The sequence below is a fragment of the Acidobacteriota bacterium genome, from assembly GCA_020845575.1.
Classification (GTDB): domain Bacteria; phylum Acidobacteriota; class Vicinamibacteria; order Vicinamibacterales; family Vicinamibacteraceae; genus Luteitalea.
In genome coordinates this window covers 58,374-72,539 of the sequence record JADLFL010000035.1, presented here as the reverse complement: position 1 = coordinate 72,539, position 14,166 = coordinate 58,374, and the positions used below count along the sequence as shown (strand labels likewise).

The window sequence follows — 14,166 nt, the reverse complement described above, 5'->3', positions numbered from 1 at the left end:
GCAGTCGCACCCTCGCGGCTCCGCGCACCGTGCGGAGCGAGTCACATGGCCCCTGCGATCGCATCAGAGGACGTCACGCCGATCATCGAACGGCCGGTTGCCAGCTCGGCGCAGGCGGCCACGCACCTGCGGCTCGAGGTGAGCACGCCTCATCGCACGACATTCGTGGACATCACGCCACGGTTGTCGCGCTTCGTCAGCCGTTCGGGCATCCGGCATGGCGTGCTGGCGATACACACCCTGCACACGACGACGGCCATCGTGCTGAACGAGGACGAGCCACTGCTTCGCGGCGACATCATCCGCCAACTGGAGCGGTTGGCACCGGGCGACGTGCCGTACGCGCACGACGATCCGACCCGTCGAGAAGTGAACCGTGTGGCGGAGGAGCGCGTGAACGGCCACGCGCACTGCCGCGCCATCAGCCTGGGGGCGTCGCTGAGCCTGAGCGTTGTCGATGGCGCGGTGCTGCTCGGCCGCTGGCAGCGGATCCTGTTCGTGGACCTCGATGGCCCGCAGGTGCGTCAGGTTGCCGCCACGATCGTCGGAGCGGCGCGATGAATCCCGGGACACGCCTGGCGTGCGCGACGGGGCTGTCGCAGCTGATCGGCGAGCTGACCGGGTGTCGAGACGAAGATCCGATTCAGGCAGCCGCCGTGAACGGGCTCGACGACTACTGCAGCCAGGCCTCGAGGGCGGCCTTGTCGATTGACTCGAGCACGCGCATGTTCGCCGTACACCCGCCGGCGTGGTTGCGAGGCGGATTGTTGGCAGGCAGGCATCGCTCGAAGTGCGCGATGGTCAGCAACTGCGGCGCCGATCGCGGGAGCGCCGGGTTGAACAGCGACCAGTTCGCGCGCACGAGCGGATCGCAGCCACCCGCCGGCGACTGACGGAAACGCGAAATCGCCAGCGTGCCACTCGTACCGCCACTGACATAGCAGGCCGGCGCCGCCTTGTCTGCCGCCGACAGCCCGGCGGCCTTCGCCCTGGCGTCGGCCAGCTCCTGCTCGATCTTCGCCGCGGCAGCCTTTTCACGGGCGATGTTCGGCAACAGATCGGCCGCGGTCCGCGCGAGCTCCTCGTCCGCCTTCGTCATTGCCTCCAGATACTTCGGATCCTTCAGCATCGCCGCGATCTGCTTGTGCTCCGCCATGCGCTTGGCACGCGCGCCGGGATCCGTGCGCTCGTCATGGTTCTTCTGAAGGCGAGTCACGACGTCGCGCGCGTCGGCCAGGCGCTGGTCGATGCTGCGTGCGACGAGCTCCAGCGTTTCGGCCATCGTCACCGGGGCCCAGATCTCCGCGTCAGTCTTCTTGATCACGATCGTGTCGCTGCCGTAGCGCGGCATGCCGAACAGATCGCGCTCCGGCTTGGCGAGGCGCACCACATCGGTGTCGAGCTTCTCGAACTCCGGCACGCGGCTGTCGCGAGCCGCGAACAGCGGCAGCGACACTTCGTTGACGAAGAACCCCAACAGCGCCGTTTCTCCCCCGTCTTCGCGCCTGACCTTGGGGCCGGTGCCGTACTCCACGATGTTGAATGCTCCGAAGTACAGGACCGCCGGCAACGGACGCACTGTCAGCGCGGGCTCACCGGAGATCGGCAGCTCTCGGCGCGACACCGAGGCGAGCGTGCCCGATGTCTCGACGCTGAACCCGATCGGATTCGCGATGCCCTCGATGCCCTTGATGAGCTCGTTCAGGCGCAGCAGGTGCGCTTCGAGGGCCTTCACGTCGGCAGGCCGGGCACCGAGCTGCGTCCGGACGGTGGGGAACGCGGTGAAGCTCCATGGCTTCCACCTGCCGGGAGCATCAGGGACCAAACGCATCTGTGCCACGAGCGCCCCGGAGACGCACACGACAAGCAGTGACACAACGAACGGAAGCCGGCGCACGTCCCCCCCTGACAGATGCCGAAGTGTGTCGGGCATTGTACAGGTTCGCGGGAGGTCGTTCCGCGACGGAAGCGCTGAACGCTGCGCCGTCGCTCACCTGGCGCGCGGGGTGGCCGTCACGCGGGCGTTGCGCACCAGGTAGCGGCCGTCGAGTCGAATGGGCAGTGGCGTGCCGCTCATCGGCTCCGCGTTCGACCCTGGCCGCTGCGCGTGGATGTGGAGGTGCGGTTCGCTCGTGTTGCCGCTGTTCCCGACGCGGCCGAGGACGTCGCCCGTGGCGACAGCCTGATCCGGTCGAACGCCGACGGAGCCGCGCTGGAGATGGCCAAGGAGCACCCAGACGCCGCTGCAATCGAGCATCACGTGGTTGCCGGCCATGTGCGCGCGATCGGGCTCCGGCGGTTTCAGCCCGAGCGTGCGGACACGGGCGTGGTGATGAAAGGAGTTTCGCCATGGAAGTGGGGCAGCTCGAACAGGCGATCGACACCAATGACGTCGATCTCGTCAAGGCGCTGATGACGCGCAATCCGGCGCTGCATCGCGCGCCGCTCGGCTACGGCGAGGACGGGCCGCTCACGTGGGTAGCTGAATGCCGTGTTCCCTGGGGACCGCCGTCTCCCGCGCGGCTCGCCATGGCGCAGTGGATGATCGAGCACGGATCCGACGTCCATCAAGGCGGAGACGCGCCGCCCATGCGTGCGGCGCTCAACGGGCATCCCATCCCGATGATGGCGCTGCTCGTGTCGCACGGCGCCGACGTGAACGCCCTGTGGCACGGGAGCTTCCCGATCACCTTCGCCTCGTGTGAAGCGCTGGATCCCGTCGCACTCGCGTGGCTGCTCGAGCACGGCGCGAATCCGAACTGTTGCGACCATGGATACGCGATCAGCGGCCACGCGTATCAGGGCACCGCGCTCGACTACGTCATCGCCTCGTACGGGCGTTCGCTGGAACGCGTGAGTGCGTGCATCGACCTCCTCCTCGAGGCTGGCGGCACCACCAGATACGACGCACCAGGCGTGCTGTCGCTGCTCCGCGGACGGCTCGACCGTCTGTCCGACGAGATTGACGCGGATCCCGCACTCGTGAGCCGGCGCTTCCCGGAGCTCGACTGCGGCATGAGCGGTGGGCGCGCGCTCACGCTTCGGGGAAGCACACTCTTACACGTGGCCGCCGAGTACGGTACTCCGGCGGCGGCATCGCTGCTTCTCGACCGTGGTGCCGACGTCAACGCCCGTGCCTCGATCGACGAGGCCGGTGTCGGCGGACACACGGCCATCTTCCATGCGGTCTCGCAGTTCGGCGACCACGGCCTCACCGTGGCCGAGCTGCTCATCGGACGCGGCGCCGATCTGTCGGTGCGTGTGCGATTGCCCGGGCACTACGAACGACAGGGCGAGATCGTGGAGTGCACGCCTCTTGGCTATGCCGTGCGGTTCCCCGGCGATGAACTCCCGAACGCGCAGACCATCAGGCTGCTCCGAGACCACGACGCGCCGGAATGCCTGGTGCAGACGGCGGCGGAAAGTCTCAGTAAAGAGGCTGGCAGCGTTGTCCGACCAGTACTGGTGCTATACAATCCGCCGCAATTCACGCTTCGACGTGGAATCCATGCATGGCGTCTCCGGTGCAGGTCTTGTGTCTGGGAGGGGGATACTGCGCGCTGGGGCTCAGCCGCCGCCTGCGTCGTGCGGTCCGCCGCGGTGACGTGGCGCTCACGATCGTCGACGCCAACAACTTCCACACCTTCCACGGCCTGGTGGCCGAGATGCTCGCCGGGAAGATCGCGCCCGGGCAGATCATCAGCGCCGCACGCCGTATCTTCGCTCCCGCACGATTCGTGAACGCGAGCGTCGACACGATCGATACCGCCGCACGCCGTGTGGACGTCAGTCGCTCGCTCGACGGCCGCCAGTACTCGCTGCACTACGACCATCTCGTCGTGGCGGTGGGATCGGTGGACGATCTGTCGCGGTACCCGGGCATCGCCCAGCATGCGTTGAAGCTGAAGGCGTACGACGGATGTCTCATGGCCCGTCACCAGATCATCCGCATGCTGGAGCTGGCGGAGTTCGAGACCGATCCGGACGAGCGCCGCCGCCTGCTCACCTTTGTCATCGCGGGCGGCAACTTCGGCGGAGTCGAGGTGGCCGGCGAGTTGGCGGAGTATTTTCCGCTGCTCTGCCGGCGCGAGTTTCCGCTCCTGCAGCCAGACGAGATCCGCATCGTCATCGTCCACAGCGGCGCGCGGCTCATCCCGGAGCTCCAGGAGCGACACCCGCGGCTGGTCGACTACGTGGAGAAGCAACTCGCGCGGCGACCGTGCATCGAAGTGCGGCGGAATGCGCGTGTGGCAGCGGCCACCTCCTCCGAGATCGTGCTCGACAGCGGCGAATGGATTCCGAGTCGTACGCTCATCAGCTGCACGGGATCCGCGCCGAATCCCCTGCTGGCCCAGTTGCCCGCTGCGCGCGACGAGCGCGGGCGGATCATCACCGATACGCACCTGCGGGTCACGGAGATCCCGAACGTGTGGTCGGCTGGCGACTGCGCGGCGATGCCGCATCCACGCGGGGGCGTCTATCCCGCGCTCTTCTACTACGCGTACACGGGCGGCCTCCACATCGGCAGGAACATCCTGCGATCGGTCGCCGGTGCGCCGCCGAAGCGGTACACGCGGGCGGGGCTTGGCGAGGCCTGCGCGATCGGACAGCGCCGCGCGGCGGGCCATCTGAGAGGCATCGAGCTCACGGGGTTTCCGGCGTGGCTGCTCTGGCGCCTGCTGGTGCTGTACTACGTCCCGACGTGGGATCGGCGCGTGCGGACACTGCTCGACTGGATCGTCTGGCCCTTCGTGGGCCGCGACATGGTGTCGGTGGATTCCGAGGGCCGTCTCATGATCAGGTCCGTGCTCTACGAGACCGGTCAGGCCGTCGTCACGCAGGGAGACGTCGGCAACACGATGTACGTCATCCAGAGCGGCGAAGCGGAGATCCTGGTGGACGGAGACGAGGGACCCACGTGCGTCGGGGTTCTTGGTCCCGGCGACCACTTCGGCGAAGCCGCGGTGTTCAACAATGTCAGGCGCACGGCAACGGTGCGAGCGCGCAGCCGTCTGCAGGCGCTCGAGCTGCACCGCGGCGATGCGTTGTCACTGAAGGAAGCGTTCGCCACGCTCGGCGACGTCATCGGCAAGGCACCCGTGCCGAAGAATCCCGCGTGAAGGCGGGTCGACAGCCGTGTACGTTCTCAGCTACCAGGAATCTGGCACACCGCGACGCCACGCGCTGACGTCGGGCGACACCCTCGTCGGCCGGGCACCGGCCTGCGACCTGACCATCGATGACGTCAGCGTGTCGAGACACCACGCACGATTCTCGGTCACCGATCGCGGATGCAGGATCACGGACCTCGGCAGCCGCAATGGCACCTACGTGAACGGGACGGCCGTGACCTCCGCCGAGGTGGCCGAGGGCGACCGGCTCGTGCTCGGCCGCGTTCCGGTGACGGTCGAGTCCTCCGTCGCGGATCACCTGTCGCTCTCCGAGGACCATGCGTTCCTGGACTCTCCGGGCACGATTCACCTGTCCATCGCCGACGTGGAGGCCAAGGCGCGGTCGGCAGACGATGGTCGCTCGCTGCGCCTGCTGTCGGAAGTGGCGCGCGCGCTGGTGAAGAGCCCGCCTCCCAACGAGGTGTTCACGCGCGTCGTGCAACTGGCCTTCGACACGTGTCCGGCCGAACGTGCGTTTCTCGTCCTCAGGGACGCGGCGACGGGAACGCTGCAGCCGCGCGTGGCCCGGCGCCGTGACGGGACCGACATCGAGTCGGCCTCGGTCAGCCGCACGATCGTCGATCGCGTCATCGCCGATCGCGTCGCGCTGCTGGCGGCCGATGCGCAGGTCGACAGCCGCACCGCGGCGTCAATGAGCGTGCGCCTGGATCAGGTGCGGTCGTTCATGTGCGCGCCGCTGTGGCACGAGCACGACATCATCGGCGTCGTGTACGTCGATGCCTCGCGCATGCACCGGTTCACGGCCGCTGATCTCGACAGGCTGACGATGCTCGCCCACTTCGCGGCGATCGCCATCGAGCAGGCGCGCCTCACGGCGAGAGTCAACGAGGAGGTCCGTCGCCGTGAACGGCTTCAGCGGTACCACTCGCCAGCGGTCGTGTCGCGCATCTTCGAGGGTGGGGCGGAGGGCGACGCGTCGTTTCTTGCGCAGGAGCGCGACGTGTCGGTGCTCTTCGCCGACCTCGTGGGGTTCACGTCGCTCTCGGAGACGCTCTCGCCAGCCCAGACCGCGGCGCTGCTGAACGGCTTCTTCGAACGGATGGCCGAGGCGATCTTCGAGCAGGAGGGCACGCTCGACAAGTTCATCGGCGACGCGCTCATGGCCGTGTTCGGTGCGCCACTCGACCAGCCGGACCACGCGGTACGAGCGGTGCTGACGGCGCGCGCCATGCAACAGGAACTGGTACTGCTGAACGAGCGAGCTGCCGGTGGTCCGCACCTGAGGATGAGAATCGGCATCCATTCGGGCGTCGCGCGCGTCGGAGACATCGGCTCGGTGAAGCGTCGCGAGTACACGGTGCTCGGCGACGTCGTCAACACGGCGTCGCGGATCGAGTCGACGGTCGCCAGGCCGGGACAGATCGTCATCTCTCGCGCCACTCGAGATCGTCTCGCCAATCGACTGGCGGTGCGTCCGATGGGTGAGGTGTCGCTTCGCGGACGCCAGGCCACGATCGACGTCTTCGAGGCGAGCTGACTGCGACGGGCCGGGCCGGAGAGCCTGCCTCACCCACCCGACCGCGGCCAGGCACGGCTGCCGTTTGCTGGCTGGGCGGTTGTCAGCTCGCCAGGCGAACGCACGACTCGAGAAAGATCCCGAGCGATCTGACGAACGCGGCCAGCGCCTGCTCGTCGACCGCGCCGAACGCGCCGCCGCCCTTCTTGTTGAGGAGTTGGACCACGCCGATGACCGTCCCCTGACGGTCGAAGATCGGCATGCAGAGGATCGACTCGGTGCGGAACACCGGCTCGGTCGGTCCCGCCGAAGCCCGCACCTGATTGGCTCTGTCGAACGCCGGGTTGAAGTCGGGATGGCTGTAGGCGTCGGCGATGTTCATCGTCTCGCCGCTCCTGGCGACGCGGCCGGCGATGCCCGTGCCGATTGGCATCTGGATCTCCAGGGGAACGGGGCCGGTGTGGTGCGCGATCTTGGCGCGCACCATCCCGTGCGGCCGGTCCACCAGGTAGACGGTCGCCCGCTCGGCTCCGACCACGTCGCGGATCCTGATCGCTGTCGCCTCCAGCACCTGATCCACGAGCGTGCGTGTCGCCACCGCGTTGGCCACGTCCATGGTCTCGAGCAGCGCCTCGAACTCACCGGTCACGCTCTCGAGCGCAGCCACGAAGCTCGAATGGGGCAGCGTCTCGAGATGGTGCCGGAGCTCGCCCTTGCGCTGAAGACTCCCGAACGCCGTCATCAACTGCTCGGTCGTGGCCGCGATGCCGGCCGTGAACGAGGACACCCTGCCATCCTCCAGCGTGAGGATGCGATCCGCGATGTCCAGGATGCGGTTGTCGTGCGTGACCATCAGGATTGCACAGGACTGCTCGGCGGCGAGTCGCTGCAGGAGTTCGACGACCTCACGCCCGCTCGTCCTGTCGAGCGCGGCGGTCGGCTCGTCGGCCAGTACGATCGCCGGTCGCCGCACGAGCGCCCTGGCGACTGCGACGCGCTGCCGCTGGCCTCCCGAGAGCTGATGGGGATAGTGGTCCACGCGATCGGCCAGTCCGACGGCGCGGAGCATCTCGACGCACCGCTCGCGCGCCTGCCCCGGCGTCTCGTCGCCATCGAGCTGCGCGCCCATCTGGACGTTCTGGCACGCGGTGAGCGCGCCGAGCAGGTTGTGCGCCTGGAAGATGAACCCGATGCGCCGGCGAACCGTGACGAGGGTGTCCGGCGGGGCGCCATTGAGCTCCACGCCGAGCGTCCGCACGCTGCCGTCCTGAACGGATCGGAGGCCGCAGACAAGCGTCAGGAATGTCGTCTTGCCCGATCCCGACGGTCCGGTACTGATGACGATCTCGCCGGGGTGGATGTCAGCCGTGACGTCGAACAGGATCTGCCGGCGCAGGTCACCGGCCCCGAAATAGTGATTGAGATTCCTGACCGAGATCGCTGGCGTCACCATCGGCCTCGCGCGTCCTTCTAGAACGCGTCGGCCGGGTCGGCCGATCGCAGTTTGCGCATCGCCATGAGCCCCGACAGCGTACACATGACGACAGTCAGCGAGAACACGAGGACGACGCGAGCGACGGTCATCGCGATGGGAAGCCCTGTGGCTTCTCGTGCGATCGCGTAGATTCCGAGCGCCAGGAGAACGCCCACGGGCAGCCCCAGGACAGAGAGAATCAGCGCCTCCTGCACCACCACCAGGAACAGGGCGCTGTCGCGATAACCCATCGCCTTGAGCGTGGCGTACTCCGGCAGGTGGTTCGTCACGTCGGTGTACAGAATCTGATAGACGATGACGGCGCCGACGATGAGCGCGACGAGGAGCCCGGAGTCGAAGATGAAGCCCACCGGCTGCCGCTCGGCCCAGTACGCCACTTCCTGATCGAGGAACTGCTGCTTGGTCAGCACCTCCACATCTGACGGGAGCGTCGCTTCCAGTTCCGCGCGCACGACGTCGACGTTGGCGCCGGGACGCACACGGACGAGGCCGATCTGGATCGCGCCCTCCGGGGTGTGGAAGATCCGGCGAAACGTCGTGTGGCTCGTGAGAAGATGCGGATTCCCCGTGAAGTCCACGCCGAGCTCGAAGAGGCCGGTGACCTCGAGCCGCCGTCCGCCCACTTCGGCAACGAGCGCATGGTTCCGGCGGAAGGCCGCGAGAATCGGACGGTACTCGGGCCTGGTCTTCGCATCGAGCAACACGGTGTCCGCGAGACCGAGGGAGGAGAAGTCACCGTTCAGGGACGCCGGATCGAACGCGCCTTCGTCGGGGCTGATGCCGAGTACGGTGATCTGGCGAACGTGGCGCGTCTCCTCGTCCATGATGGCCGTCACGCCGGAGTTCACCGCGGCGACCGACACGACGTCGGCGTGCATCAGCGCCTGGTAGAGCCGCTGTCGCGCGAACGCGCTCGCGGCGACGACGAACTCGTACTTCGGGCTGGTGAGCACGATGTCGGCCTGGAGCGGGACGAACGCACGGGTCGCCGCCGCAAACAGCGCCGAACGGAAACCGAGCTGCATCAACTGCAGCAGCACGATGAACGTGATGCCGGCAACGGCGGCTGCGAGGCGCAGGCGCTCGCTGGTGAGCTGGTGCCAGGCGAGCCTGTTGATCATCGGCCGGCACGCGGAGCGGCGGGTGTCGACGACAGGTCGATCACGACGTTCACGCGCAGGTGGATGAGGTGGGCGACCTTCGCGCCATCATCGAGTCTGATCCTGGCTTCGACGATCCGCGTGTCGTTGAACGCGGCCGGGTCCAGGTGGACGACGCTGTTCTCCCGAACCCGTAAGCCAACGGTTTCAACCGTCCCTTCGAGCGGCGCGGGCAGGCCAAAGCCCGTGACGCGGGCTCGAAGGCCCGGCTGCAGACGCGCCATGTCGACCTCGGAGACTTCGGCGAGCACGTACATCGGCTCCGTGCTCGCGAGCTCCAGGATGCCGTTCGGGCCCACCTCTTCACCGGGCCATGCATGGATCTTCACGATGCGTCCGTCGAGCGGCGAGCGGATGAGGCTGGCCGCATGCTCCGCGCGGGCGCGCTCGCTCTCGCGAATGCTGGCGTCCAGCTCCGCCCGCGCGACGTCGACATCCACTTGACGGACTTCGGACAGCGCGACGAGCTGGTCTCCGGCCTGCTGCCGTTGCCTGGCCAGTGATTCGGCTCGGGTGCGTGCCCGGTCCAGTTCGGCCTCGGCGGCCGCGCGGTTGGCGACCAGCGTCTCATACCGCGCGAGATGCTTGCGCGCGTCCTCGAGTTCGACGGAGAGGCGATCGATCTCTGCCTGTTGCGCCGCGATCAGCGACGCCTTCGCGCCTGCGCGCACCTGCTCGAGCCGCCGCCGCGCCACGGCGACCCTGGCCTGCGCGAGCACCGATTGGGCCTCGAGCTGCACGGTGCTGTCCAGCTCGCCGATCACCCGCCCGGCCGTGACGGTGTCGCCCTCGCGAACGCGCAGGCTGGAGACGATCGACGGCTGCCCGCTCAGGCTGCGGGCGGCCAGGCGCACGACACCGTCACCGGGCTCGATCCGGCCGAGGGCGCCGATGGACGCCACGGCGGCGCCCCGCGTCGGTTGTGCAGCGGCTGTCGTGTCCTGGCGCGAGACCCGAAGAAACATCGCCAGCGCCGCCACGGCCAGCAGGACGAGTAGCGCCAGAGAGAGCGTCACACGGTTCATGGGTAGGCCTTCAGGCTAGCGCCCGGTCTCCGCGCGTCGCTGCGCGCGAATCTCGGCGGCCTTGCGATAGAGGGTGTCGGCCCCGATCTGTCGTCGCGCCCACTCGGCGATGCCCGGCATCAGCGTGGGCAGCGCCAGAATCAACCGAATCGGCCCGGGATTCAGGATGATCTCCGGTTGATCCTTCTTCACCGCACGTACGACCGCCGCGGCGACGGCTTCCGGCGTCGTCGAGCCAAGGACGCGCGGTGCCCGCAGGCCGTGCTTGCGCGATCGCGCGTACATGCCCGTTTCGACAAACCCCGGACAGACGGCCGACGCACTGACGCCCGACTCCCGATACGAGGCGCGGAACGACTGCGTGAACGCGATGAGCGCCGCCTTCGTCGACGAGTAGAGCTCGTTGTACGCGGGCCCGTACTTCCCCGCGAGCGACCCGACGTTGACGATGTGGCCCGAGCCACGTTCGAGCATACCCGGAAGTACGAGCCAGCTGAGGAACATGGGGCCGGCCAGGTTGACGCGAATCAGGTCGTCGATTTCCTGCGGGAACACCTTGTGGTACGCGAGCGTCAGCAGCATGCCGGCGTTGTTGACGAGCAGGTCGATCGAACCGAACTCCGAGATGGCGCGCACCACCAGCGCCTGGAGATCGGCCTTGTCGCTCACGTCGGCGGGAATGGCGATCGCGCGCACGCCGAGCGCCTCGACTTCCTGGCGAAGCTCCTCGAGCGCCTCGGCCGACCGTGCCGTGAGCACCAGATTCATGCCCTCGCGCGCCAGCGCGCGGGCGATGTAGGTCCCGATCCCCTTCGACGCGCCGGTGACGAGCGCCGTGCGGCCGGTCAACTCCCGGCCCAGGGTGGCTGTCCGCCGGACCCGCTGGCTGAGGACGCGGCTCAGCGTGACGCTCAGCGACGGGTAGCTCCGGATCAGGGTGTCGAAACGGTCCTTCTCGAGCCGCCAGAGCCTGGCGTCCGTCGACGCAATCGCCGACGCCGATCGCGGGAAGCCCGTGATGAGGGCCATCTCGCCGAAGACGTCGCCAGTGCCGAGCTCGGCGATCGTCTGGCCGGATGGTCCCTCAGACACGATCCGGACGGCACCGGTCTGAATGATGTACATGTCGACGCCGGGGTCGCGCTCCCGGAAGACGACAGTCCCGGCCGCCACGTCGACAGTCTCGAGCACGCTCGCGATCTCGGAGATCTCTTCGGCCGCGCACGACGCAAAGAGAGGAACCGCCTGCAGAGACGCGAGACGCTGTTGGCTACCGTCCATCGACCATCACTCCTTCACTCCTTTTCTCGCCTGGCCAGGCTCGCGGTGCCTGGCCATCGTTCGAGCGACGCCACGGCCGTGCGATAGCCGATGTCCACCAGCTTGTCGATCGAGCGCCATTCGAGCAGCTTGAATTCCTCGAGCGGCGGCTCGAAGACGAGGTCGGCAATCTGATCCTTCGCCGGACGCCTCGGCAGGGACGCCGCGCGCATCAGGATGCTCGCCATGGTCGGCACGCGGACCGGCGTGGCCAGCGGGTTGAGGCGATTGAACGCGAGTCGCCAGGGGGAGGTGAAGTCCTCGGTGGCGGCGTCGACCTGCATCGTGAACGCCGGAGACACGGCCGAGGCCAGCACGAGTCCACGCCCGAGGCCCCGCATGAAGTCCACCGGCAGATTGTTGAGCACACCGCCGTCGACGAGCACTTCCCCGTCATGGAAGATCGGTGGCCCCACCCCGGGGACGGCGATGCTGGCGGCGATCCACTTGCAGAGCGGTCCGGCGTGGTGCGCCGTCGTCACACCGCGCGTCAGGTTCGTCGACACGCAGTAGTACGTGAATGGCAGGTCCTCGATCCGCCGATCGCCGAACAGGTGCTGGAGCGCGCCGAAGTAGCGCTTCCCCCGCAGCAACGCGATCATGGGGATCGTGTAGTCGTTCAGCGTGCCCGCGTCGACGAATCTCCGGCGGGTCTCGTCGAGCACACGCGCGGCGTCCCAGCCTGACGCGTACTGGGCGCCGATGATGGCGCCGATACTCGTGCCGCCGATCACGTCGACGGCGAGCCCCGCTTCTTCCAGCGCGCGCAGCACCCCGATGTGCGCCAGTCCGCGTGCGCCTCCGCCCCCGAGTACGAGACAGGTGGCCGTGCCGGTGAGCAGCCGCGCGAGCCGCGCGCAGTCGCGCGGACTCCCCGGGTCGACGTGGTGATGGGCGACGACAGGCACGCGGGCGAGCCAGTCCCCCGTCCCACGCGGCGCCCCGCGCGCACTGTCGTACAACAGCGCCAGTTCCCTGCGCGCCGTCTGCCTGGCACTGCCGTCCTGAATCAGATCGAGGAGGCTGCCGTCGATGCTCGATGGCGACCCCGTCCCGACCAACAGCACGAGGTCGGCCTGTCGCAGGCACAGTCGCGTCCACGCGGACGCGCGAGGGTCGCCGGCGTAGACCAGATGGTCGTGACTGACTTCCTGCTCGTGCAGCCAGGCGGCCAGCGACCGACTTCCCGCATCGTCGGCCAGCCACTCGGCAGGGAGCCCGTGCTCGGCACGCAGCCGTTCGGGCTCGACGTGGAGCACGCGTCGTTGGGCAGACAGCGCGCGCACGAGCCTGCCCGCGCAGTCCTGGGCCGCTGCCGCCGCATCGCAGGGGATCACGGCGAGCGCGATCGGCTGGCTGGCGGCGCGTGCGTCGAGTGCCTGTTGATAGCGCGCGATGATCAGGCGGGCGAGTTCGAGCGTGACGGCAGGCTGGCGGTCGACGAGCCTCTCGAACCCGGCCTTGCTCAGCTTGATGAGATCGGTGTCGCGGATGGCGTACACGGTCGCAGAGCGGGGTTCGCCACTGAGGAGCGCCATCTCGCCCACCGACTCGCCGCGACCGATCTCGCCGAGCACGCGCTCCCCGCGATCGTCCTGGAGCACGGCGCGCAGGCGGCCGGACACCACCACGTACACGGCGTCGGCGTGCGCGCCCGCGGTGAACAGCGTCTCACCGCTGTCGAGCCTCACCATCGAGAGTTCTGGTTCCAGGCCCCGCAGCGCCGCGTCCGTCAGCGAGCGGAACAGCGACGGTGTCGCCTGCGCCAGGATGGCCGCCATCGAATCCTGTTGCATCAGGCCTACACCTGGGTGTCTTCGCTCGACACGGTGCGCGGGAAATCGGGCCGCCGCAAGACGTCGCGACACGACCTTCGGAGGACAGCAGCCACCAACGGAGCCCGGATTGTCCACGGAAGCCGCAACGCAAGTCAATCGACGCGGCATTGTCGGTGGCGAAACATCACCGTTCTCACACGGGCCGGGCTTCCACCTTCGCCCTCCGGGCTGCGGCGGACGGGTGCCCGGCCCGTGCTTCGGGGGTTGGCCCGGCGGCCGTCACCTCCGATCAGCTCAGCCCCGGCACCCACGTCATCGTTGCCAGCGGCACGGCCATCGCGTCGACTTGTCACCAGGGATGCGGGCTACGACCCGGAGCGTGCGACGGAGCGGCATCCACCTCCGTTGCGCGGCAGCGTTGGCAGGAGCCGCCGCCCGGCTCTACGCACCGAGGCCTGTGCCGCCGACGGGACTGACTGTCGCAATGCGATCGAAGCCGGCGATCATCGGCATGGCGGCCGCGATGGCTTGCTTGATCGCCGGCACTTCCAGCGACGCTTCCTGACTGCGCTCACTGTCCCAGACTTCGGTCACCCACAGGACGTTCGCATCACTGGTGTCTGCGGACACGATGTAGGAGAGGCACCCGGGCATCTCGTCGATGCCCGTCAACAGCAGCTCCTGAAGTGCGGCCCTGTGCTCCGGAACGGCGGTGATCTTGTTGATTTGTCCGTGCATGG

The 14,166-nt window shown here is 68.2% G+C and carries 11 protein-coding genes and 1 pseudogene; 4 read left to right on the top strand and 8 right to left on the bottom strand.

The annotated features are described in order from the left end of the window. Positions 1-45: 45 nt before the first annotated feature. The gene (locus IT182_09875; protein MCC6163643.1) at positions 46-561 is read left to right on the top strand and encodes a YjbQ family protein; all 516 of its coding nucleotides are present in this window, start codon (positions 46-48) and stop codon (positions 559-561) included. A gap of 112 nt (positions 562-673) precedes the next feature. Here IT182_09875 and IT182_09870 read toward each other — a convergent pair whose 3' ends face one another. Together IT182_09870 and IT182_09865 are read right to left on the bottom strand one after the other, a co-directional pair. Next, positions 674-1,831: a hypothetical protein gene (locus IT182_09870; protein MCC6163642.1), complete on the bottom strand. Its 1,158-nt coding sequence runs from the start codon at positions 1,829-1,831 to the stop codon at positions 674-676. A 159-nt stretch (positions 1,832-1,990) separates the two neighbouring features. Continuing rightward, positions 1,991-2,275 (bottom strand): M23 family metallopeptidase, encoded by a 285-nt coding sequence (locus IT182_09865; GenBank protein MCC6163641.1) that lies wholly within the window; start codon positions 2,273-2,275, stop codon positions 1,991-1,993. Positions 2,276-3,015: 740 nt separating this feature from the next. On the opposite strand from IT182_09865, the pseudogene IT182_09860 reads away from it, so the two are divergent. The 3 genes and pseudogenes from IT182_09860 to IT182_09850 all read left to right on the top strand — a co-directional run bounded on the left by IT182_09860 (position 3,016) and on the right by IT182_09850 (position 6,669). Further along, positions 3,016-3,261 (top strand): annotated as a pseudogene (locus tag IT182_09860) (ankyrin repeat domain-containing protein). A 251-nt stretch (positions 3,262-3,512) separates the two neighbouring features. Further along, on the top strand, positions 3,513-5,120 hold the full coding sequence (locus IT182_09855; protein MCC6163640.1) for an FAD-dependent oxidoreductase: 1,608 nt from the start codon (positions 3,513-3,515) through the stop codon (positions 5,118-5,120). Positions 5,121-5,136: 16 nt separating this feature from the next. Next, positions 5,137-6,669 carry an FHA domain-containing protein gene (locus IT182_09850; protein MCC6163639.1) on the top strand — a complete coding sequence of 511 codons (1,533 nt, stop codon included), beginning with the start codon at positions 5,137-5,139 and terminating at the stop codon, positions 6,667-6,669. An 82-nt stretch (positions 6,670-6,751) separates the two neighbouring features. On the opposite strand, the gene IT182_09845 is transcribed toward IT182_09850, so the two are convergent. The 6 genes from IT182_09845 to IT182_09820 form a co-directional block, all read right to left on the bottom strand. Then, the gene (locus tag IT182_09845; GenBank protein MCC6163638.1) at positions 6,752-8,101 is read right to left on the bottom strand and encodes an ATP-binding cassette domain-containing protein; all 1,350 of its coding nucleotides are present in this window, start codon (positions 8,099-8,101) and stop codon (positions 6,752-6,754) included. A 17-nt stretch (positions 8,102-8,118) separates the two neighbouring features. Next, positions 8,119-9,264 carry an FtsX-like permease family protein gene (locus IT182_09840; GenBank protein ID MCC6163637.1) on the bottom strand — a complete coding sequence of 382 codons (1,146 nt, stop codon included), beginning with the start codon at positions 9,262-9,264 and terminating at the stop codon, positions 8,119-8,121. Continuing rightward, complete coding sequence (locus IT182_09835; GenBank protein MCC6163636.1) at positions 9,261-10,283, bottom strand: HlyD family efflux transporter periplasmic adaptor subunit; 1,023 nt, start codon at positions 10,281-10,283, stop codon at positions 9,261-9,263. The genes IT182_09840 and IT182_09835 overlap by 4 nt, the downstream gene beginning before the upstream one ends. Before the next feature lie 60 nt (positions 10,284-10,343). Next, positions 10,344-11,609: an SDR family NAD(P)-dependent oxidoreductase gene (locus IT182_09830; GenBank protein ID MCC6163635.1), complete on the bottom strand. Its 1,266-nt coding sequence runs from the start codon at positions 11,607-11,609 to the stop codon at positions 10,344-10,346. Between the two features lie 14 nt (positions 11,610-11,623). Next, positions 11,624-13,444, bottom strand: coding sequence for a patatin-like phospholipase family protein (locus tag IT182_09825; protein ID MCC6163634.1), 1,821 nt, complete (start codon positions 13,442-13,444; stop codon positions 11,624-11,626). A gap of 423 nt (positions 13,445-13,867) precedes the next feature. Next, on the bottom strand, positions 13,868-14,164 hold the full coding sequence (locus IT182_09820; GenBank protein ID MCC6163633.1) for an antibiotic biosynthesis monooxygenase: 297 nt from the start codon (positions 14,162-14,164) through the stop codon (positions 13,868-13,870). Between the last annotated feature and the right edge of the window lie 2 nt (positions 14,165-14,166).

What these genes read in the sequence shown, in the direction of transcription:
- IT182_09870 (MCC6163642.1), bottom strand. Translation starts at nt 1,831, where the DNA reads ATGCGTTTGGTCCCTGATGCTCCCGGCAGGTGGAAGCCATGGAGCTTC.
- IT182_09825 (MCC6163634.1), bottom strand. Translation starts at nt 13,444, where the DNA reads ATGCAACAGGATTCGATGGCGGCCATCCTGGCGCAGGCGACACCGTCG.
- IT182_09865 (MCC6163641.1), bottom strand. Translation starts at nt 2,275, where the DNA reads ATGGCCGGCAACCACGTGATGCTCGATTGCAGCGGCGTCTGGGTGCTC.
- IT182_09840 (MCC6163637.1), bottom strand. Translation starts at nt 9,264, where the DNA reads ATGATCAACAGGCTCGCCTGGCACCAGCTCACCAGCGAGCGCCTGCGC.
- IT182_09820 (MCC6163633.1), bottom strand. Translation starts at nt 14,164, where the DNA reads ATGCACGGACAAATCAACAAGATCACCGCCGTTCCGGAGCACAGGGCC.
- IT182_09855 (MCC6163640.1), top strand. Translation starts at nt 3,513, where the DNA reads ATGGCGTCTCCGGTGCAGGTCTTGTGTCTGGGAGGGGGATACTGCGCG.
- IT182_09845 (MCC6163638.1), bottom strand. Translation starts at nt 8,101, where the DNA reads ATGGTGACGCCAGCGATCTCGGTCAGGAATCTCAATCACTATTTCGGG.
- IT182_09830 (MCC6163635.1), bottom strand. Translation starts at nt 11,609, where the DNA reads ATGGACGGTAGCCAACAGCGTCTCGCGTCTCTGCAGGCGGTTCCTCTC.
- IT182_09875 (MCC6163643.1), top strand. Translation starts at nt 46, where the DNA reads ATGGCCCCTGCGATCGCATCAGAGGACGTCACGCCGATCATCGAACGG.